18 protein-coding genes are annotated in these 19,768 nt (G+C 64.0%); 8 read left to right on the top strand and 10 right to left on the bottom strand.

Going from position 1 to position 19,768, the window contains the following annotated elements; translation table 11 throughout:
* Positions 1-16 precede the first annotated feature (16 nt).
* From BLU32_RS00275 to BLU32_RS00265, 3 genes are all read right to left on the bottom strand, one after another.
* Positions 17-2,386 carry a xanthine dehydrogenase family protein molybdopterin-binding subunit gene (locus tag BLU32_RS00275; protein ID WP_208976948.1) on the bottom strand — a complete coding sequence of 790 codons (2,370 nt, stop codon included), beginning with the start codon at positions 2,384-2,386 and terminating at the stop codon, positions 17-19.
* 212 nt (positions 2,387-2,598) lie between these two features.
* Entirely contained in the window at positions 2,599-3,087 is a 489-nt protein-coding gene (locus BLU32_RS00270) for a (2Fe-2S)-binding protein (RefSeq protein ID WP_093804467.1), read from the bottom strand.
* Positions 3,088-3,200: 113 nt separating this feature from the next.
* Positions 3,201-4,013, bottom strand: a complete 813-nt coding sequence (locus tag BLU32_RS00265; RefSeq protein ID WP_093804466.1) for a carbon monoxide dehydrogenase subunit G — start codon at positions 4,011-4,013, stop codon at positions 3,201-3,203.
* A gap of 337 nt (positions 4,014-4,350) precedes the next feature.
* On the opposite strand from BLU32_RS00265, the gene BLU32_RS00260 reads away from it, so the two are divergent.
* Both BLU32_RS00260 and BLU32_RS00255 read left to right on the top strand, forming a co-directional pair.
* Complete coding sequence (locus BLU32_RS00260) at positions 4,351-5,295, top strand: class I SAM-dependent methyltransferase (protein WP_093804465.1); 945 nt, start codon at positions 4,351-4,353, stop codon at positions 5,293-5,295.
* Positions 5,292-6,167: an RNA methyltransferase gene (locus tag BLU32_RS00255; RefSeq protein ID WP_093804464.1), complete on the top strand. Its 876-nt coding sequence runs from the start codon at positions 5,292-5,294 to the stop codon at positions 6,165-6,167. The genes BLU32_RS00260 and BLU32_RS00255 overlap by 4 nt, the downstream gene beginning before the upstream one ends.
* 30 nt (positions 6,168-6,197) lie before the next feature.
* Here the strand turns inward: BLU32_RS00255 and BLU32_RS00250 are convergent, their stop codons facing one another.
* Positions 6,198-6,533: a hypothetical protein gene (locus tag BLU32_RS00250; RefSeq protein ID WP_197673665.1), complete on the bottom strand. Its 336-nt coding sequence runs from the start codon at positions 6,531-6,533 to the stop codon at positions 6,198-6,200.
* 145 nt (positions 6,534-6,678) lie between these two features.
* On the opposite strand from BLU32_RS00250, the gene BLU32_RS00245 reads away from it, so the two are divergent.
* The 3 genes from BLU32_RS00245 (at position 6,679) to BLU32_RS00235 (ending at position 8,331) form a co-directional block, all read left to right on the top strand.
* Positions 6,679-7,545: an SDR family oxidoreductase gene (locus tag BLU32_RS00245; RefSeq protein WP_093804463.1), complete on the top strand. Its 867-nt coding sequence runs from the start codon at positions 6,679-6,681 to the stop codon at positions 7,543-7,545.
* 61 nt (positions 7,546-7,606) lie between these two features.
* On the top strand, positions 7,607-7,993 hold the full coding sequence (locus BLU32_RS00240; RefSeq protein WP_093804462.1) for a type II toxin-antitoxin system RelE/ParE family toxin: 387 nt from the start codon (positions 7,607-7,609) through the stop codon (positions 7,991-7,993).
* A complete protein-coding gene (locus BLU32_RS00235) occupies positions 7,990-8,331 on the top strand; it encodes a helix-turn-helix domain-containing protein (protein WP_093804461.1) in 342 nt (113 codons plus the stop codon). The genes BLU32_RS00240 and BLU32_RS00235 overlap by 4 nt, the downstream gene beginning before the upstream one ends.
* A gap of 193 nt (positions 8,332-8,524) precedes the next feature.
* On the opposite strand, the gene BLU32_RS00230 is transcribed toward BLU32_RS00235, so the two are convergent.
* The 3 genes from BLU32_RS00230 to glpK form a co-directional block, all read right to left on the bottom strand.
* Positions 8,525-9,157 (bottom strand): hypothetical protein, encoded by a 633-nt coding sequence (locus BLU32_RS00230; protein ID WP_157727423.1) that lies wholly within the window; start codon positions 9,155-9,157, stop codon positions 8,525-8,527.
* 246 nt (positions 9,158-9,403) lie between these two features.
* Entirely contained in the window at positions 9,404-10,174 is a 771-nt protein-coding gene (locus tag BLU32_RS00225; RefSeq protein WP_244501765.1) for a DUF1194 domain-containing protein, read from the bottom strand.
* Between the two features lie 146 nt (positions 10,175-10,320).
* Positions 10,321-11,880 carry a glycerol kinase GlpK gene (gene glpK, locus BLU32_RS00220; RefSeq protein ID WP_172838506.1) on the bottom strand — a complete coding sequence of 520 codons (1,560 nt, stop codon included), beginning with the start codon at positions 11,878-11,880 and terminating at the stop codon, positions 10,321-10,323.
* Between the two features lie 255 nt (positions 11,881-12,135).
* On the opposite strand from glpK, the gene BLU32_RS00215 reads away from it, so the two are divergent.
* Both BLU32_RS00215 and BLU32_RS00210 read left to right on the top strand, forming a co-directional pair.
* Complete coding sequence (locus tag BLU32_RS00215) at positions 12,136-13,311, top strand: MFS transporter (protein ID WP_256371451.1); 1,176 nt, start codon at positions 12,136-12,138, stop codon at positions 13,309-13,311.
* Between the two features lie 82 nt (positions 13,312-13,393).
* Positions 13,394-14,335, top strand: a complete 942-nt coding sequence (locus tag BLU32_RS00210; RefSeq protein ID WP_157727421.1) for a hypothetical protein — start codon at positions 13,394-13,396, stop codon at positions 14,333-14,335.
* A gap of 170 nt (positions 14,336-14,505) precedes the next feature.
* On the opposite strand, the gene BLU32_RS00205 is transcribed toward BLU32_RS00210, so the two are convergent.
* Positions 14,506-14,706: a cold shock domain-containing protein gene (locus BLU32_RS00205; RefSeq protein ID WP_093804457.1), complete on the bottom strand. Its 201-nt coding sequence runs from the start codon at positions 14,704-14,706 to the stop codon at positions 14,506-14,508.
* A 493-nt stretch (positions 14,707-15,199) separates the two neighbouring features.
* Here BLU32_RS00205 and BLU32_RS00200 point away from each other — a divergent pair, with 493 nt between their 5' ends.
* Positions 15,200-16,801, top strand: coding sequence for a B12-binding domain-containing radical SAM protein (locus BLU32_RS00200; RefSeq protein ID WP_093804456.1), 1,602 nt, complete (start codon positions 15,200-15,202; stop codon positions 16,799-16,801).
* An 18-nt stretch (positions 16,802-16,819) separates the two neighbouring features.
* Here the strand turns inward: BLU32_RS00200 and lepA are convergent, their stop codons facing one another.
* Complete coding sequence (gene lepA, locus BLU32_RS00195; RefSeq protein WP_093804455.1) at positions 16,820-18,625, bottom strand: translation elongation factor 4; 1,806 nt, start codon at positions 18,623-18,625, stop codon at positions 16,820-16,822.
* Positions 18,626-18,745: 120 nt separating this feature from the next.
* Complete coding sequence (locus tag BLU32_RS00190) at positions 18,746-19,495, bottom strand: hypothetical protein (protein WP_157727419.1); 750 nt, start codon at positions 19,493-19,495, stop codon at positions 18,746-18,748.
* Between the last annotated feature and the right edge of the window lie 273 nt (positions 19,496-19,768).

The raw sequence follows: 19,768 nt of genomic DNA, 5'->3' as shown, positions 1-19,768 counted from the left end.
CGGCTGTCCTTTGCGTCTATTCCGCCGCCTGCGCCGGCTGGGCGCTCTTGAGCGCGCGCCAGACGTTTGCAGCCGTTGCCGGCATCTCCAGCGCGTTGGTGCCGATGGCGTCGGTGATCGCATTGATCACCGCCGGCGGCGAGCCGATGGCACCGGCCTCGCCGCAGCCCTTCATGCCGAGCGGATTGCCCGGGCATTCGGTGACTGTCGTCGTCAGCCGGTAGGAGGGCACGTCATCGGCGCGCGGCATGGTGTAATCCATGTAGGACGCCGACAGCAGCTGGCCGTCCGGATCGTAGGCCGCATTTTCCAGGAGCGCCTGGCCGATGCCCTGCGTCAGGCCGCCATGCACCTGGCCCTCGACGATCATCGGATTGATGATCGTGCCGAAATCGTCGGCGGCGACGAAATCCACGACCTCGGTCTTGCCGGTTTCCGGATCGACCTCGACCTCGCAGACATAGGTGCCGGCCGGGAAGGTGAAGTTGGTCGGATCGTAGAAGGCGCCTTCCTTGAGGCCAGGCTCCATGCCTTCAGGCATGTTGTGGGCGGTATAGGCGGCAAGCGCCACCTGGAAGAAGGGAAGCTCCTTGTCCGTGCCGGTCACCTTGAAGGTGCCGCCCTCGAGCGTGATGTCGCCCTCGGAGGCTTCCATCAGATGGGCGGCGAGCTTCTTGGCCTTGGATTCCACCTTGTCGAGCGCCTTGGAGATCGCCGACATGCCGACCGCGCCGGAGCGCGACCCGTAGGTGCCCATGCCGAACTGCACCTTGTCGGTGTCGCCATGAACGATGGCGACCGTGTCGAGACCGACGCCGAGACGCTCCGACACAAGCTGGGCAAACGTGGTCTCATGGCCCTGGCCGTGGCTGTGCGACCCGGTGAGGACCTCGATGGTGCCGACCGGGTTGACCCGCACCTCCGCCGATTCCCAAAGGCCGACGCCGGCGCCCAGCGACCCGACCGCCTGGGACGGGGCGATGCCGCAGGCCTCGATGTAGCAGGACAGGCCGATGCCGCGCAGCTTGCCGCGACGTGCGGACTCCGCCTTGCGGGCCGCAAAGCCGTCGTAGTCGATCGCCTTCAGCGCCGCATCGAGCGACGCGTCATAATCGCCCGCGTCATAGCACATGATCACCGGCGTCTGGTGCGGGAAGGAGCGGACGAAGTTCTTGCGACGGAACTCGGCCGGATCCATGCCGATATCGCGCGCTGTCGTCTCCATCAGGCGCTCCACCAGATAGGTCGCCTCCGGGCGGCCCGCGCCGCGATAGGCGTCCACCGGCGTGGTGTTGGTGTAGACCGTCTTCACGTTGCAGTGGATCGCCGGGATGTCGTACTGGCCCGACAGCAGCGTCGCATAGAGATAGGTCGGCACCGAGGAGGAGAACAGCGACATGTAGGCGCCGAGGTTCGCCACCGTCTTGACGCGCAGACCGGTGATCTTGTTGTCGGCGTCGAGCGCGACTTCCGCTTCCGAATGGTGGTCGCGGCCATGGGCGTCGGTGAGGAAGGCTTCCGTGCGGTCCGACGTCCATTTGACCGGCACGCCGGTCTTCTTGGAGGCCCACAGGCAGACCATCTCTTCCGGGTAGATGTAGATCTTGGAGCCGAAGCCGCCGCCGACATCCGGCGCGATCACGCGCAGCTTGTGCTCGGGCGCGATGTTGTAGAAGGCGGAGAGCACCAGACGCGCCACATGCGGGTTCTGCGAGGTGGTCCACAACGTGTAATGCTCGTCGGCGTCTTCGTAATGTGCAAGGGCCGCGCGCGGCTCCATCGGGTTGGGGACCAGACGGTTGTTGCGGATCTCCATCTTGGTCACATGCGCTGCGGAGGCGAAGGCCGCCTCGGTCGCCGCCTCGTCGCCGATCTCCCAGTCGTAGATCAGGTTGCCCTCGGCTTCGGGATGGATCTGCGGCGCGCCGGACTTCAGTGCGTCGAGGCTGTCGACCACCGCGTCGAGCGCCTCATAGTCCACGACCACGGCATCGGCGGCGTCGCGGGCCTGGGAACGCGTTTCCGCGACGACCACGGCAACCGCCTGTCCGACGTGGCGCACGGTTTCGTGCTCCAGCGCGCGCCAGGCGCCCATCTTCATCGGCGTGCCGTCCTTGGAGTGGATCATCCAGCCGCAAATGAGATTGCCGACGCCGTCGGCCGACAGTTCCTCGCCGGTCAGAACGGCGATCACGCCCGGCATCGCGCGTGCCGCACCGGCGTCGAGCGAGGTGACCTTTGCATGCGCGTGCGGCGAGCGCACGAAAGCGGCATGGCACATGCCGGCCACGTTCATGTCGTCGGTGTAGCGTCCCTTGCCGGTGATGAAGCGCTTGTCCTCGCGCCGGGTGACCCTTGCGCCAATGCCTTCTGCTGAACCTGTCATGTGCATCCTCCCATGCGATCTCCGGGCGGCCGCTCGGCGGCGCGTGGAGACCCTTGACCTGTGCAATTCCTCAAGCTGTCCGTTTGCCTGGTCCCCGGGTGCGGGGATCGGCGGCTCGCGCGGCAATCTGATATCTGCCGCCACAACGCGTGCAACGCGCCCCGCACGAACCGTCGCGCCCCCCGCGCAACCGGTCCGAGCCGCCGCCAGACCTATTCGGCCGCGGTCTTCATCCCCGCCATGGTCTCGCTCGCCGCAGCAATCGCCTTGACGATGTTGTGGTAGCCGGTGCAGCGACAAATGTTGCCCTCAAGCTCGGCGCGGATCGTCGCCTCGTCGAGCGGTGCGCCGAGACGCTCCACCATGTCGACGGCCGCCATGATCATGCCGGGCGTGCAGAAACCGCACTGAAGCCCGTGATGCTCGCGAAAGGCCGCCTGCATCGGATGCAGCTCGCCGCCGGAGGCAAGCCCCTCGATGGTGGTGACCTCCGCGCCCTCCGCCTGTGCGGCCAGCATCGTGCAGGACTTCACCGCCTTGCCGTTGACATGCACGACACAGGCACCGCACTGCGAGGTGTCGCAGCCGACGTGCGTTCCCGTCAGTCCCGCGCCGTCGCGCAGGAAGTCCACCAGCAACGTGCGCCCCTCCGCGGGTTTCGAAACGTTCTTTCCATTCACTGTCATGGTCACGTTGGCCATGCTGTTCCTCCCTCTCAATCGTCAGACCCGCTCGCCGGGCACTTGTTCGCGGTATCCGGTAACCGAGTGTAGCGCCGGGCCGCCGCCCGGCAATTCCCAAATGCAAAAAGCCGCTAGCTCATCACCGCCAGAATGACGATCACCGCCGCGAGCGCGATCAGGCCCCAGACCATGGGCCCGCCGAAAGCCCCGCGACCGGCGGCCGTCTCGACCTCCGTCTCAACCTCATGCATCGCCTTTTCGACCCGCTCCTCGACATCGTGCGCGGCCTCGCTGACCGACGACGAAAAGGAGTGCTCCTCCCCGGCCGGAGCCGCCTTTTCCGGCGTTTCCCTGGTGGAGGCGGCGCGTTGTTCCTGGGGTGCAGGCGCGGGCGTCGGTGCAGGGGCCGTTTCGTCGGCATCCGCCACCGGCTCGCCCGCCACGCCAACCGGCGCAGCAGCGGACCCGGCAGCATTGGACGGCGCGGCATCGGAGGTGCCGGCGTCGCCCTCGACGATATCCTTGAAGTTGGAGAAGAACTCGTCCGCCATCTTGCGCGAGGTGGACACGATCAGACGGCTGCCGAGCTGGGCCAGCTTGCCGCCGACCTGCGCCTTGACCGTATAGGTGAGCACCGTCTCCTCGCCCTCTTCGGCGAGCGACACGTCAGCGGCCCCCTTCGCGAAACCCGCGACACCGCCCTTGCCCTCGCCGACGATGGTGTAGCTCTCCGGCGGATTGAGATCTTCCAGCGTCACCGTTCCCTTGAAGGTTGCCTTCACGGGGCCGATCTTGGCGACGACGGTGGCGGACATTTCGGTGTCCGAACTCTTCTCCAGCTCCTTGCAGCCGGGAATGCACCGGCGCAGGACCTCGGGGTCGTTCAGCGCGTCCCACACCGCCTCGCGGGAGGCGCGGATCCGATACTCGCCACTCAAGTCCATAAAAACATCCTCCGGCTGGACCGTCGCGACACCGGGCGGTTGCGATACGTTACACCACAACCCCGACCCCGTCGCAAGCGGCCACTCTGATAGTTGGCCGCTAGCTTGGCCAAGCCGGGGCACGCTTGCAAGTCCTTGAAAGACAATTGGCTGCAAAGTTCTCTTTGGTGCAGGGCAGCATGACAGCCCGGGCCGCCCGGCAACCGGTCTATGCCGCCGTTTGCATCGGCTCGGCGTCCGCCGCGCGCGCGAAACCGGGTTTCGCTTTTTCCGAAATTGCTCTAAGGCGATCTGCAAGACCCCGACAGTCCGAGCCGCTTGAAAAGAGGTCCCTCGCGTGACCGATGCCCCCGCCCCGCTTCGCCCGGCCGCCGCCGGCTCTCCGCCCCGCGCCGCCTGGCCGACCATGCTGGAAACCCGCGGCTGGGACGACTACGCACTTCTCGACTTCGGGCTCGGTCGCAAGCTGGAACGTTACGGCGATGTCGTTGTCGACCGCCCCGAACCGCAGGCGATGGGCCGGCGTCACCTCAGCGATGCCACCTGGGACGCGGCCGACGCCGTCTTCACCGGGCAGGACGACGACGACGGGCCGGGCCGCTGGCGGCTCAACCGCGACCTGCCGGAAACCTGGAAAATGCGCTTCGGCGACACCTCCTTCCTCGGGCGTTTCATGTCGTTTCGCCATGTCGGCGTCTTTCCCGAACAGGCCGCGCACTGGCAGTGGATGGCCGATCTCGTCTCCGCTGCGCCCCCGGAAAAACCGCTGAAGGTGCTCAACCTTTTCGGCTACACCGGGCTCGGATCGCTCGTTCCGGCCGCCGCCGGCGCGCGGGTCACCCATATCGACGCCTCGAAGAAGGCCATCGGCTGGGCGCGCGAGAACCAGGAGCTTTCGGCCATGGAGGATCTGCCGATCCGCTGGATCTGCGAGGACGCGATGAAATTCGTCGCCCGCGAGGTCAAGCGCGGCAACACCTATGACGGCATCCTGCTCGACCCGCCCAAATACGGGCGCGGCCCCAAGGGCGAAGTCTGGGAGCTGTTCGACAGCCTGCCCGAAATGCTGCCGATGATCGAAAAAATCCTGGCGCCCGACGCCCGCTTCGTGATCCTCACAGCCTATGCGATCCGCTCCAGCTTCGTGGCGCTTCACGAGGTGATGGCGGAAACGCTGGACACCCGCGGCGGCCTGCTGGAATCGGGCGAACTGGTGCTGCGCACCCCCGACGGCGAACGCGCGCTGTCGACCTCGATGTTCAGCCGCTGGAGCATGCCATGAGCGAACGTCCGCCTTTTACCGGCGCCGGGTCGCGGCGCGCGGCCGGCAGCGTCAAGCAGATCACCTCCTTCTCCAACCCGCTGGTCAAGGAGATCAAGGCGCTGGTCGCCCAGCGCAAGCACCGGCAGCGCAGCGGCCTGTTCGTCGCCGAGGGGCTGAAGCTTGCCACCGACGCGCTTTCCGCCGGCTGGAGCGTGGACATGCTCGTCCTCGGCCCCGAGGCGCGCGAAAGCGCGGCCGCACGCGATATCGCGGCGACCGCACGAGCGCGCGGCGCCACCATCCTTGAAGTTTCCACGCCGGTCCTCGCGGCCATGACCCGGCGCGACAATCCGCAAATGGTTGTCGGCGTCTACGAACAGAAGATCATGGACGGCGCGGAACTGACGCGCGCGCTCAAGGCGGATCCCGCCGCCGTGTGGGTCGCGCTCGACCATGTGCGCGATCCGGGAAATCTCGGCACCATCCTGCGCACCGCCGATGCGGTGGGGGCCAAGGGCGTCATTCTCGTCGGCGAAACCACCGACCCCTTCGCGGTGGAAGCGGTGCGCGCCACCATGGGGTCGCTGTTCCATGTGCCGCTGGCGCGCATGACCCGCGCCGCCTTCCAGGAGATGGCGACAAGCTGGCCGGGCACGCTCGTCGGCACCCACCTCAAGGGATCGACCGACTACCGGGCGATTTCCTACGCCCGGCCGACGCTGCTCCTGATGGGCAACGAACAGGCCGGCCTGCCGGACGACATGGCAAACGCCTGCACGGCGCTTGCGCGCATCCCGCAGGCCGGCGAGGCCGACAGCCTCAACCTCGCGGTCGCGACCGGCGTCATGCTCTACGAGATCCGCCGCGGCGATCTGACGCTCGACGCCTGAGGCAACCGCCTCGCCGTTGCGGGTCGCGGCCTACTTGTCAAGTCTCAGCGTCTTGTTGGCGCCGATCACCTCGATCCCCTTGGTGCCCATGGTGTGGGTCACGTCGAGCGCTTCGGTATAGGGCGCGACCGCCGGCAGCACGATGCCCGACACGCAGCCGACCACCTCGACGCCCCAGTATTCGGGCTGCATCACATAGTAAAGCGGCCGCAATTCCACCCGCATCGACACGGTGGGCTTCTCGCCGCTCACGACCAGAAACAGGCGCTTTCCGCCGTCCTCGGTCTGCAGCTCGGCCTTGTCGAAGTCGATCAAGCGACAGCTTTGCGACGCCGGCTGCGCTTGAAGCTTTTGCATAATGTCCATATTGACCCCCCTGGGAGCCGGTTTTCGTCACCCGAAAGCCGGACAAGAAATATCAAAAAACAGAATCTGACACGCGTCTGTAAACGGCAAAATTACACGCCTGACGCTAGGTTAACACACTTGCATCCGAAAGGAACGTCACCCCATGCGCCTGTTTGTTTTCGGTCTCGGATTTTCGGCCCAAGCCTTCGTCGAGCGGATCGCCCCCGACTGCGACTGGATCGGAGCCACGACCCGCAGCCCGGAAAAAGCGGAGCGGATGCGCGCGCGCGGCATCACGCCCTTCCTGTTCGACGGCACCGGCCCGGGCGCGGGCATCGCCGAAGCTCTTGCAGGCGCGACCCATGTGCTGGTCTCCATCGCGCCCGATGCGGACGGCGATCCGGTGCTGACCCATCACGGCGCGGATATCGCGGCGCATCCGCCGGCATGGATCGGCTATCTCTCCACCGTCGGCGTCTACGGCAACCACGATGGCGACTGGGTCGACGAGAACACGCCCTGCAAGCCGGTCTCACGACGCTCCGTGCAAAGGGTGGCGGCGGAAACCGGATGGACGACGCTGGGCGAGAAGGCCGACATCCCGGTGCAGATCTTCCGCCTTTCCGGCATTTACGGACCGGGGCGCAATGCGCTGGCGACCCTGGAAAAAGGCAAGGGCCGGCGGCTGGTCAAGCCGGGGCAGGTGTTCAACCGCATCCATGTCGCCGATATCGCCGGCGCGCTTCACGCCGCCCTGTCAAAGCCGCCCGTCAGCCGCATCTACAATGTCACCGACGACGAACCGGCCCCGCCGCAGGATGTCGTCGCCCATGCGGCAAAGCTGATGGACGTCCCGCCCCCGCCGGAGCAGGATTTCGAAACCGCCGACCTCTCCCCCATGGCCCGCTCCTTCTACGGCGAAAACAAACGCGTCTCCAACGCCCGCGTCAAACAGGAACTCGGCTACACGTTCCAGTATCCGACCTACCGCGAGGCCCTCGACGCGCTGTATCGGGAGGGGTGGAAGTGAACGGTTTCCCAACTCCCCGAATTCAGTTGATTTTTCATGAGTAATTACTCATAATTCTTTTATGAACAACAAGCGCCGCTTGCTGAAGCAACTCCGCTGGGTCGGTTCCAGTTACAATGACTTCATGGAGTTCCCCGAGCCGGTGCACGACACTGTCGGATATGCCCTGCATCGAGCGCAGGAAGGCAAGGCACCCCGGAACGCCAAGAAACTGAAAGGCGCGCAAAGTGGTGCTGTAGAAGTGATCGCAGACCATGACGGCGATACCTTTCGCGCTGTTTACACGGTGAAATTCGCGGAGGTGGTCTACATCCTGCACGCCTTCCAGAAGAAATCGAAGAAGGGCATTGCAACGCCCAAAAAGGATCTGGACCTCATCAAGCAGCGACTGCGGCTTGCGGAAGAGGACTACAGGCAAAACGGGCCCGGACAGGAATCTCGGACATGAACAACGAACACGTGAAAACCGGCAGCCGCAATGTCTTTGCGGATCTCGGCTATCCCGATCCGCAAACGCATCACCTCAAGGCGCAGATCGTCAGCGAGATCGAGGACATCATCAGCGATCGCAAACTGACCCAAAAGGCCGCTGGCGCGGTGATGGGCATTTCCCAGCCGGAAGTGTCACGGATGCTGAACGGTCGGTTCCGCGAATACTCGGTGGAACGCCTGATGGGCTTCCTCACGCTGTTCAACCGCGATGTCGAGATCGTGGTGAAACGCCGCGACACGGAGACGGGCACGGGGCATGTGACGTTCAGCGGCGCGCAGACGCTGGGTGCGTAGAACCGACCCTACAACTTCCATGTGACAATTGCGGCAGAGTGGCGCTGACCGGTCACACAAAATTGTCTATAAGCCGGTTTGTTCAAGTTGCTGACTAAGTCGCAAATCCGAAGGTTTTTGCAACGGTTTATCACGCCCTGCTATTTCAACGACTTAGGTGTAGCAAAATTTTGTCGCAAAACGATCTTTGATTTTATGACGTTGCAGCATGATTGATCCATTGACCAATGTCAGGAAAGTCCCTTGTTGTTTCCGCGATGATACGGTCAAAAATTAGCTGATCACCAAAATGATGAGCAGCGATTGATAGGTAGTAATTCCTGCCGTCGTGAGGGAGGAAAACGATCCACTCACCTGTTAGTCGGTTGTCAGCATTCCTCTGCTCTAACGGCTCGTGAGTCACACGCCTAGCGACCTCATCGATCATCTCTTTTGTTACAATATCTCCTTTGTCAGGATGCATTGCTGACTCAACGATTTGTGACAGTCCATTTTTTCCAAGACCAAGCAGCATGTTATGGACGAGAAAACGGGCAGCAAAGAAATGTTTGTGCCACAACCCTTTTAAAGGAGGGTTTCGGAATGGTGCAGCAGGCTTGACACCTTTAGGTTGCTCGCCATTTTCAAGCTCTTTTACTGACTCAAGGATTTCGTGGGGACTTATGCCGAACTCGAAATCCATGATGTAAAGGTCGAGCAAAAATAGCCTGCTCATTCGTGATTTCAGATTGTTGTCCGATACATACATATCGCGAAAATCATATAATCGTTCATCGGTGACGGTTTCCGTTTTTCCGTCTTTCAATTTAACAGTCCACGTAGCCATGTAGCCTCACAAAATTTGATTTTCATTCAACTTCCAGTCTGTCGCAAAAACCATCCATTTTGCAAAATTCGGGTTCTTGATCTGATCGCCAGAATTTAAAACTCATTCGAACCAGACTCACTTGCCTATCACTAATCCATTTCATCAATGCAGAGTTGCATCTGAAGCTCTTTCACGAATTTGAACGCTATTGCCGAAATCGCCTGCGGAACTCTTGCGGCGGGGCTATATTCCGCAACTCTCCCCTCACCGCCCCGCAAACTCCCTTTCCGGCACCTTCCCGGCAATCTCCAGGATCAGCTTCTTGCGCACCGCGTCGGCGAAGGTGGCGGTGCTGTCGGCGGTGACGACGAAAGAGCCGGGGCCGCCGATGATGCGCTCGGCGAAGGCGTCTTCCAGAACGTAGGAGGCCGGGCGGCCCGAGCAGTGGCGGCAGAGCACGGCGAGCCCGTTGATGACGATGCCCGAGGCGACGACCTCGGCGCGGGCCGTTTCCAGCGGCGGGCCGTTCCAGTTGTTGGCGCTGTCGGCGGAGAGGTCGATCACCCGGCGGATGCCCTGATACTGGTTTTCCTCGATCATGCGCTTGCCCTTGAGCAGCGCCGCGCCGATGGCGTTGCGCCCGAAGGCGCGGCGCGGCGGCACCAGAAGCGCTGCCGCGAAGGCTTGCGCCGAGGCCGCGCCGTCGATCACCGTCCAGTCGACGACAACGTCCTGCGACCCGGCATCGGCCCATTCCACGTACGTCACGACGATCTTGCCATAGGCATTGCCGGCAATTGCCGACAGCACCTGGGGATCGGTGATCGCCTGCGCATAGCCCTCGCGCTGGAAGCGGATTTCCGCGTCGTCGATGGAGCCGGTGGCATCGGCCAGCAACACCAGTTCCAGATCGAGATAGGTCTCCTGGGCGCGCGCTTCGCAAAGCGGCAGCGCCATGGCGAAAACCGCGGCAATCGCGGCGCAGGCGAGGCGAGCGGCAAGGCGGCTGCGGTTTTTGCTCAAGAACGCGGACACGGCGACCTCCGGACATGCGGGCGGGATGGGCGCCCTTACCTTGCGGGAGGTTTTCGCCGCCGACCACCGTGTGCGCGGGAAAAACCGCGTGGCGATTGCGCCGATGTGCTCCCCGGCCCGCCCTTTCGCCTGTCCGCAGGCGTCGCTCAGCCGTTTGTGCGCGTGCGGCGCACCGCGTCCTGCCAGCCGGCATAGAGCGCCTCGCGGTCGGCGGCTTCCATCTCCGGCTCGAAGCGGCGGTCGAGGCGCCAGCGCTCGGCAAACTCGGCCTCGTCCGGCCAGACCCCGGCCTTGCGCCCCGCGAGCCAGGCCGCGCCCAGCGCCGTCGTCTCCAGAACCTGCGGCCGGTCGACCGGCGCGCCCAGGATGTCGGCGAGAAACTGCATGGTCCAGTCGGAAGCGGTCATGCCGCCGTCGACGCGCAGCACGATGGCCGCCATCTCCTCGCCCGATCCGGCGATATGCTCCGCGTCGGCCCGCATCGCGTCGATCAGGTCGCGGGTCTGGTAACCGACGCTTTCAAGTGCTGAACGGCAGAAATCGGCCGGTCCGCTGGCGCGCGTCAGGCCGAAAATCGCCCCGCGCGCGTCCGGATCCCAATAGGGCGCGCCAAGCCCGACGAAGGCCGGCACCATGTAGATGCGGTTTTCCGGGTCGGCCCGTGCGGCAAGATCCTGACTGTCGGCGGCGGTTTCGATGATCTTCAGCCCGTCGCGCAGCCATTGCACGGCGCTGCCGGCGACGAAGATCGAGCCCTCGAGCGCATAGGTGGTCTTGCCGTCGAGCCGGTAGGCAATGGTGGAGAGCAGCCGGTTTGTCGAGGCGACCCGGGTTTCTCCGGTGTTGATCAGCGCGAAACAACCCGTTCCATAGGTGGATTTCACCATGCCGGGCGAAAAACACGCCTGGCCGACGGTCGCCGCCTGCTGGTCGCCGGCAACGCCGAGGATCGGCAGTTCGACGCCGAAATGCTCGGCCTCGACGGTGCCGAACATGTCGGCGCTGTCCTTGACGTCCGGGAGCATGGACATGGGCACGCCGAGCAGCCGGCACAGGTCCTCGTCCCAGGCGTTGTCGTCGATGTTGTAGAGCAGCGTGCGCGAGGCGTTGGTGGCATCCGTCACATGCGCCCGCCCGCCGGTGAAGCGCCAGATCAGCCAGCTGTCGACGGTGCCGAAGAGGAGATCGCCGGCCTCCGCGGCCGCGCGCGCGCCTTCCACCGTGTCGAGGATCCACGCAAGCTTGGTGCCGGAAAAATAGGGGTCGAGCAAGAGCCCGGTCTTGTCCGTGACCATCGGCTCATGGCCGTCCGCCTTCAGCCGGGCGCAGAAATCAGCCGTGCGCCGGTCCTGCCAGACGATGGCGTTACAGACCGGCTTGCCGGTCTTGCGGTTCCAGACCACCGTCGTTTCGCGCTGATTGGTGATGCCGATGGCCGCGATCCCCGCAGCGCCTCCAGAAAAGCCGGCCAGAGCCTCGCGGCAGACGGCAAGCGTAGAGGTCCACAAGTCTTCCGGATCATGCTCGACCCAGCCGGAGTGGGGAAAATGCTGCGGAAATTCCTGCTGCCCCGTCCCTGCGGATCGAAAGCTGTCGTCGAAGACGATGGCTCGGCTTGACGTGGTTCCCTGATCGATTGCGAGAATGTGGTCGCCGCTCACGAGGTCCTCCCAGACCGGGCCATGCCCCCATGAATGCGACCGCATTTCCAAGGTCATGGCCGAGGTTCGTTTTCTTTCCTTATTGCTCGAAACGACAATCAAACGAAACCAAAACAGGGTCAATCGAAAAGCTCCCTGTTTGTACAGCCGACGTCGCCATGGACCGGGCCGCGCCGGGAATCGACCTTTGCTGCCCGGCGGTGCTATGGATGGCGAGTGCCGGCCTGCGCTCGCCCAGCCTGCAAACAGGCAGACCGGCATCCCGTTCGACGTCTTCCCGCTGCACCTTGGGGCACGACCATAAAAACGCTTTCCGTTTCCCTGCTGGCTGCAGCTTGTGTGGCAGCCCTTTCCCTGTGGTTTTCCTCCGCCGCGGTCTTGCCGGAAATGCTTGCGGAGGCATCGATCACGCCGACACGCCAGGCCTTTCTGACCAGCGGCGTACAGATCGGGTTTGTCGTCGGAGCGCTCGGGTTTGCCGTGCTCGGCCTGCCGGACCGGATCCATCCGGCCCGGCTGTTCGCCGCCTGTGCCGCCACCGCCGCCCTCGTCAACGCCGCACTGCTCGTAACGCCCATCGGCGGCAACGCGGCGATTGCCGCGCGCGTCGTGACCGGTGCGCTGCTGGCCGGGGTCTATCCCGTCGGCATGAAGATCGCGGTCGGCTGGGGCACCCGCGATCGCGGCTTTCTGGTGGGGCTTCTTGTCGGCGCGCTTACGCTCGGCTCCGCCTCCCCGCACCTGATCGCGCTTTCAGGCGGTGCGAACTGGCGGGTCACCGTGAGCATCACGTCGCTTGCCGGACTTTCCGCCGCTTTCCTGATGCTCGGCGTGCAGCTCGGGCCGTATCATGCGCAGGCCGCGCGCTTCGATATCCGCGCGGTGACCCGCGCCTGGACCGACCGGCGCATCCGGCTCGCCTATGCCGGCTATCTCGGCCACATGTGGGAGCTTTACGCGGTGTGGAGCTGGGCGGGGGCTGCGATGGCTGCGAGTTTCGCCCTGCGCATGGCGCCGGAAGACGCGCTTCCGCTGGCGCGCATCGCCACATTTTGCGCCGTGGCCGCCGGCGGCATCGCCTGCATCGCCGCCAGATGGATCGCCGACCGCATCGGCAAGGCGCAGGTCGCGATCCTCGCACTGGCCGTCAGCGGAACCTGCGCGCTCGCCGCCGCGCTCACCTTTGGCGGACCGGTGTGGATCGTCGTTGCGGTGTTCGTTCTTTGGGGATTTTCGGTCATTCCGGATTCGGCGCAGTTTTCGGCACTGGTCGCCGACTTCGCGCCGCCGGAGCAAGCGGGAAGCCTGATGACGCTGCAAACCGCGCTCGGCTTCGCCCTCACCTTCGTCACGGTCCAGGCCACCCCGGTCATCGCCGCCTCGACCGGCTGGCCGCCGGTTCTGGCACTTCTTGCTCTCGGCCCCGCCTTCGGCCTCGTCGCCATGATCAGGCTGCACCACATGGGCCGACGCTGAAACGCAAAGCGCCGCGCAAGGGCGCGGTGCGTTTTCTCTGGCTCGGGATTGCCGGACCAGCAGGAACATGAAAGAAACCGACATGCAGCTTTGTATTCATTTCGGCGCCCACAAGGCCGCCTCGACCGTCGTCCAGCAATCTTTCGCGAAAGTACGCGACCATCTCGCCCTTTCCTGCGGACTGCGTTTCGCCTTTGCGCCGGACTTCCACACGGGGGCGTTCTACACCTTCTTCTACGAGCGGAAGTATCTCGACCTCGCGCCAGGCCCCTTGCCGCAGGAAATCCTGGACGAACTGCGGGCCGACCTCGACCGGCTCGGGGACGGGATGCCAGACGGCGAGACGCTCTTGATTTCGGCGGAAGGCCTTCTGGGCCATTGCTCGCTCGACAAATACGGCGGAATTTACCCGCACGCACCGCGAATGCTGCAGGCGCTGCGCGAGGTGACCCGGGAGCATGCCACGCGCGTCGTTATGATCGTGCGGCGACAGGATACGTTCATCGAATCCTGCTACCTGCAGCAACTCAAGGCGGGGCGCACGGTGACCTTCCACGACTTCCTGCACACCCATGCGATCGACACGGAAAAACTGTCATGGAAGGTGATTGCGGATACCGCAGCGGACCTGTTCGGTGCAGCAGATACCCTCGTTCTTCCTTTCGAGGAAATCCGAAAGGGGCCTGACTACATCTTCGATCCGCTTGCCACCTTCCTCACCGGCGCTCCGATCCCGGAGCTTGTCGAGGCAAGCACGCGCGTTGCGACCAATACCGCGATTTCCGGCCTTGGGGTCGAGGTGGCGCTGGCAACCTACCCGCTCCTGCGCGGCCGGCTGTCGGAGGAAGATTTCCGGGCCTGGCGCCTCAACCTCTTCAATCGCTTCTCGTCTCGCCAGTATCCACGAGCCATCCTCCTGTCGGAGACGCAACGCGCGGAAATCCTTGCGATCTGCGCAAGCGACAACGCCGCGCTGTTCCGGAACCACATGCCGGATCTCGACCCGGCCTATTACGCCGGTTGAGACCGGGGGATGTGGCTGGGGACGTGAGACGGCAATATCGCGCGTGACAGATACAGGAACGGCGTGATCGCACCCTGCGCCACGCCGTTCGCGTCGTATCGATGCTCATGTCCTGGACCCCTTCGCGGACGTCGCCTCGCGAGCGAGGCACGCGTCAGGGTGTCAGCGCGTCAAAGGACGCGCAGATTGTCCGCGACGGACGTGCCGCGTGCGTATTCCAGGTCATAGGCGACAAGCTGGCCTTCGCGCAGCGTCGCCTGGCCGGCCTTGCGCACGGCTTTGATATCTACGTGGACGAAGTCGCCTTCGTCGGCCTGGATCTGACCGACGCCACTGCGCAGGTCGAACCACTTTACGTTTCCAAGTTCCATTTCAGTTCTCTTTCGTCTTTTTCTTGCTTGCTTTTGAAGTTCGCGACTGTTCCAGTCGCCGGACCATCCGGCCGCAAATCCCGATCGCTTCGGTGCAGGCTTCTGGCCGCTCCGAATGCTCTGGACAGGCGTGACATTCGGGATGCAACCCGCCCGCAAACAATTGGGACATGGGCTGCCGAACCGTGGCCGCAGAACCCTCAGGGATCCAACAGCGTCAGCGAATAATGAACAATCACTGTTAAGAATTGGTGACTATTCTGCAAATTGCAAGTCTTGTGTTTTTTATCAGGAGCTTGACGAGCGTCACGGCACCGGGTGAACGCCATTGTGCGCATGTTGTGTGGGCGTCTTGTCGCAGCGCCCTCGCATGTTATGCTCGCGTTGCGTCACGATCATTGTCGCGGTCCGGGCCGCCCGTCGAAGGCATCTTGCGACCCGCCCACGCCTGCAGCGCAATGACACGACAGGACACGACAAACAGGACATCTTGATGGTCGCCCGTATAAACGTCTTGCTTCTCTACCCCCGGTTCCAGGCAGGATCCTTCTGGAACTACAAGGAGACGTGCAAGCTGGTCGGCGCGAAATATCCCGCCCCGCCACTGGGGCTGATCACGGTCGCGGCCATGCTGCCGGAGCATTGGACGTCGCGACTGGTCGACCGCAACACCGGCGAGTTGTCCCCCGAGGATCTCGCGTGGGCGGATGTCGTCTTCACCGGCGGGATGCTGCCGCAGCAACCCGACACCCTAGAGATCCTCGAGATCTGCCGCGCGGCTGGCAAACCGGCGGTCGTCGGCGGACCGGACGTGACTTCCAGCCCCTGGCATTATGCCCATGCCGATTTCCGCGTGATCGGCGAGGCGGAAGGGATTCTGGAACGCTTTGTCGAGGCCTTCGAGCGCGGCGAGCGCTCCGGCACCTTCGAGGCCGAGAAATTCAAGGCGGACGTCACGACAACGCCGGTGCCGCGTTTCGACCTGCTGAACTTCAACGACTACGTCCAGGTCAACGTCCAGTATTCGCGCGGCTGTCCCTTCACCTGCGAGTTCTGCGACATCATCGAGCTCTACGGGCGCAAGCCGCGCACCAAGACCAACGAGCAGATCCTGGCCGAGCTGCAGGCGCTCTACGACCTTGGCTATCGCGGCCATGTCGATTTCGTCGACGACAACCTGATCGGCAACAAGAAGGCGGTAAAACAGTTTCTCCCGGAGCTGATCGCCTGGCAAAAAGCGCATGGGCGGCCCTTCGAGCTGTCCACCGAAGCCTCGCTCAACCTCGCCGACGACACCGCGCTGCTGACGATGATGCAGCAGGCGGGTTTCTTCATCGTCTTCATCGGCATCGAAAGCCCCGACCCGGACGTGCTGAACGCCACCCGCAAGAAGCAGAACACCCGGCGCGACATCGCGGCGAGCGTTCACAAGGTCTATGAGGCCGGCATCATGGTGATCGGCGGCTTCATCGTCGGGTTCGACGAGGAAAGCGACCAGGTGGCGGATGAAATCGCCGGGCTGATCGAGGAGGCGGCGATCCCCGTCGCCATGACCGGCCTGCTTTATGCTCTGCCGACCACGCAATTGACCCGCCGGCTTGAAGCCCAGGGACGTCTGCACGCGGAATTCGACATCGCCGATCCGGCCGATGGAGGCGACCATTGCACCTCCGGCCTCAACTTCGAGACGCTGCGCCCGCGCGCGCAGATCCTGTCGGACTTCAAGAAGGTGATCGCCCGCGTCTATGCGCCTGACGCCTATTTCGCGCGGCTCAAGGATGTGGTCGCGCGGCTGGACATGTCGGGTCCGAACGGCGACGCCTTCCATGCGCGCCTTGGCAGCGATCTGAAGAAACTGGGCAAGCTCGTCTGGTCGATCACCCGCCACCACCCGGAGCACCGCGGCCACCTGTGGCGGATGATCGCCTACACGCTGCGCACCAATCCGCGCGCGCTCAATCCGATGCTGCAGATGGTGGCGCTCTATGTCCACCTCGGGCCGTTCTCGCGCACGGTGCTCGATCACATCGACGCGCAGATCGCGCAGATCGAGGCCGGCACCTGGCAACAACCGGCCCTGGTCGCGGCGGAGTAGACCCCGCCGCCTGCCTGCCTATTCGTCCATCTTGAGGGCCTTGATAAAGGCTTCCTGCGGGATTTCGACCTTGCCGAACTGCCGCATCTTCTTCTTGCCTTCCTTCTGCTTTTCCAGAAGCTTGCGCTTTCTGGTCGCGTCGCCGCCATAACATTTGGCGGTGACGTCCTTGCGCAGGGCGGCAATGGTCTCGCGCGCGATCACCCGGGCGCCGATGGCGGCCTGGATCGGGATCTTGAACATGTGGCGCGGGATCAGGTCCTTGAGCTTCTCGCACATCGCGCGTCCGCGCCGTTCGGCCTGCGAGCGGTGGACAAGCGTCGACAGCGCGTCGACCGGCTCGGCATTGACCAGGATCGACATGCGCACGAGGTCGCCCTCGCGGTAGTCGGAGATCTGGTAGTCGAAGGAGGCGTAGCCCTTGGAGATCGACTTCAGCCGGTCGTAGAAATCGAACACCACCTCGTTGAGCGGCAGGTCGTAGGTGACCATGGCGCGCGTGCCGACATAATTCAGATCCACCTGAATGCCGCGCCGCTCCTGGCACAGCGTCAGGATGGCGCCGAGATAGTCGTCCGGCGTCATGATGGTGGCGCGGATCCACGGCTCCTCGATCGTGTCGATCTTCACCGGATCGGGCATGTCGGCGGGATTGTGCAGCTCCACGACCTCGCCGTCGGTCAGCTGCATGCGGTAGACGACCGAGGGCGCGGTGGCGATCAGGTCGAGATCGAACTCGCGCTCCAGCCGCTCCTGCACGATTTCCAGATGCAGCAGGCCGAGAAAGCCGCATCGGAAGCCGAAGCCCAGCGCCGCCGAGGTTTCCATCTCGAACGAGAACGACGCATCGTTGAGGCGCAGCTTGCCCATGGCGGCGCGCAGGTCGTCGAAGTCGTTGGCATCGACCGGAAACAGCCCGCAAAACACCACCGGCTGCGCCGGCTTGAAGCCGGGCAGCGCTTCGGCGCAAGGCTTCCTGTCGTCGGTGATCGTGTCGCCGACGCGGGTGTCGGCCACTTCCTTGATGGAGCCGGTGATGACGCCGATCTCGCCTGGGCCAAGGTCGTCGGTCATCAGGAACTTCGGGGTCATGACGCCGACGCGGTCGATCTCATGGGTCGCGTCGGTGCCGAGCATCTTGATCTTCTGGCCCTTCTTCATCCGCCCGTCGATGATGCGCACCAGCACCATGACGCCCAGATACTGGTCGTACCAGCTGTCGACGAGCAGCGCCTTCAACGGCGCGTCCGGGTCGCCTTCGGGCGCCGGCAGTCGCTTGACGATAGCTTCCAGCACGTTTTCCACGCCAAGGCCGGTCTTCGCCGAAATCATCACCGCATCGGAAGCATCCAGCCCGATCACGTCCTCGATCTGCTCCTTCACCCGGTCGGGTTCCGCCGCCGGCAGGTCGACCTTGTTGAGGACGGGGACGATCTCGTGATTGTTGTCGATCGCCTGATAGACGTTGGCGAGCGTCTGCGCCTCCACGCCCTGGCTTGCGTCGACGACGAGGAGCGACCCCTCGCAGGCGGCGAGCGAGCGCGACACCTCATAGGCGAAGTCGACGTGGCCCGGCGTGTCGATCAGGTTCAGCTTGTACTGCTTGCCGTCCTTGGCCGTGTAGATCAGGCGCACGGTCTGCGCCTTGATGGTGATCCCGCGCTCCCGCTCGATGTCCATGGAATCGAGCACCTGCTCCTTCATCTCCCGGCTGGTCAGCGTGCCGGTCATCTGGATCAGACGGTCGGCCAGCGTGGACTTGCCGTGGTCGATGTGGGCCACGATGGAGAAATTGCGGATGTCGGACAGGGTCTTTGTGCTCATGCGCGCTCGTTTACCATCGCCGCCCGCGCCCGCAAAGGGGAATGCGCGCGGGCGAGCCGGAAAAACGCGGGAACATTCAAGCCGTGGGCAGGAAAGTGTCGGCGAAGGACGTCTGCGCCGTCAGGGGCCCGTGACACAGGCGCGGGATGGGCGGATGACGGCGGCGCCCGAGGGGGCGGCTTGCGGCGGATCGTCGGCGCGCGCCTTCATGACGAAAAGCAGGTCTTCATAGGCCTTGCCCGTCAGGCCCAGCGCCGCCATACGGGCGCGAACATGCGCGCGGTCGCGCTCCGACAGCGCGATCTCGTGAACCGCCAGATAGGTCTCCATGTCGCGCAGCGCCGGCGGATAGTCCTCGCAAAAGGCCAGACGGTGAAGCGTACGATACGCATCGCGGCGCTTGCGCAGGAGATCCACCGGTTGCCCGAGCCTTGCGCTTTCAGCCGCGTGCCAGTCCGCATCGGCGGTGCCCGGCAGTTCGACCGGCTCCCAGGAGCCTGTCCCGGCGGGCGCCTTGACCATCACGTCGGAGAGCTTCTCCTTCGCTTTACAGCGCAGACCCGCGCGGGTGTGTTTTTCGACGAAATGCAGGGTGAACCCGATGGACACCCAGACATCCTCGAACGCCGCGCGCAGATCCGCATGTGCATGAAGAAAGGCGCGCTCCGCGAGCATCGCCATTTCCCAACACCAGCCTCCTTCCTGAAGGTCGAAAAAGACACGCAGATCCATGCCCCTCAGGCCCGTGTGGAGCCGCCAGTCGAGATAAGGGCGAAACGGGCTCTCGGGATGCGCGACATCAAGCTCCCTTCCGGAGCGAAGGACCCAGGTCTCGTAGGCGTCGAGAAAGGCTCGCGATTCAGCGGTCATCGGGGCGTCGGGCGGGGCCTTTCCTCCCACCTCGGCCATGGCAAACGCGGCATTGAGCCACATACCAAGCACGACACACGCCGCACGCCCGCAGTTTCGCAAGCGACTCCGCATACCCCATCCTCCCGGCCAAGGCTCAACCAAGTGCAATTATAGCGGGAATCCAGCGGTGCGCCAGTTAAGGCAAACGAGGCCGATACGGCACTAGCCCGAAAGACGCACCGCGGAGGACTAATCCTCGGTGCGTCAACGCCCCTCATAATCCACCTGCTT

The organism is Stappia sp. ES.058, from assembly GCF_900105595.1.
Classification (GTDB): Bacteria; Pseudomonadota; Alphaproteobacteria; order Rhizobiales; family Stappiaceae; genus Stappia.
This window is presented reverse-complemented; position numbering and strand designations above follow the sequence as displayed.

Excerpts from the sequence above, each read along its gene's own strand:
- BLU32_RS00230 (WP_157727423.1), bottom strand. The coding sequence starts at position 9,157 with ATGGCTACGTGGACTGTTAAATTGAAAGACGGAAAAACGGAAACCGTC.
- BLU32_RS00245 (WP_093804463.1), top strand. The coding sequence starts at position 6,679 with ATGCGCCTGTTTGTTTTCGGTCTCGGATTTTCGGCCCAAGCCTTCGTC.
- BLU32_RS00270 (WP_093804467.1), bottom strand. The coding sequence starts at position 3,087 with ATGGCCAACGTGACCATGACAGTGAATGGAAAGAACGTTTCGAAACCC.
- BLU32_RS00200 (WP_093804456.1), top strand. The coding sequence starts at position 15,200 with ATGGTCGCCCGTATAAACGTCTTGCTTCTCTACCCCCGGTTCCAGGCA.
- BLU32_RS00235 (WP_093804461.1), top strand. The coding sequence starts at position 7,990 with ATGAACAACGAACACGTGAAAACCGGCAGCCGCAATGTCTTTGCGGAT.
- glpK (WP_172838506.1), bottom strand. The coding sequence starts at position 11,880 with ATGCGGTCGCATTCATGGGGGCATGGCCCGGTCTGGGAGGACCTCGTG.
- BLU32_RS00255 (WP_093804464.1), top strand. The coding sequence starts at position 5,292 with ATGAGCGAACGTCCGCCTTTTACCGGCGCCGGGTCGCGGCGCGCGGCC.
- BLU32_RS00210 (WP_157727421.1), top strand. The coding sequence starts at position 13,394 with ATGCAGCTTTGTATTCATTTCGGCGCCCACAAGGCCGCCTCGACCGTC.
- BLU32_RS00275 (WP_208976948.1), bottom strand. The coding sequence starts at position 2,386 with ATGACAGGTTCAGCAGAAGGCATTGGCGCAAGGGTCACCCGGCGCGAG.
- BLU32_RS00205 (WP_093804457.1), bottom strand. The coding sequence starts at position 14,706 with ATGGAACTTGGAAACGTAAAGTGGTTCGACCTGCGCAGTGGCGTCGGT.
- BLU32_RS00250 (WP_197673665.1), bottom strand. The coding sequence starts at position 6,533 with ATGGACATTATGCAAAAGCTTCAAGCGCAGCCGGCGTCGCAAAGCTGT.
- lepA (WP_093804455.1), bottom strand. The coding sequence starts at position 18,625 with ATGAGCACAAAGACCCTGTCCGACATCCGCAATTTCTCCATCGTGGCC.
- BLU32_RS00265 (WP_093804466.1), bottom strand. The coding sequence starts at position 4,013 with ATGGACTTGAGTGGCGAGTATCGGATCCGCGCCTCCCGCGAGGCGGTG.
- BLU32_RS00190 (WP_157727419.1), bottom strand. The coding sequence starts at position 19,495 with ATGACCGCTGAATCGCGAGCCTTTCTCGACGCCTACGAGACCTGGGTC.
- BLU32_RS00240 (WP_093804462.1), top strand. The coding sequence starts at position 7,607 with ATGAACAACAAGCGCCGCTTGCTGAAGCAACTCCGCTGGGTCGGTTCC.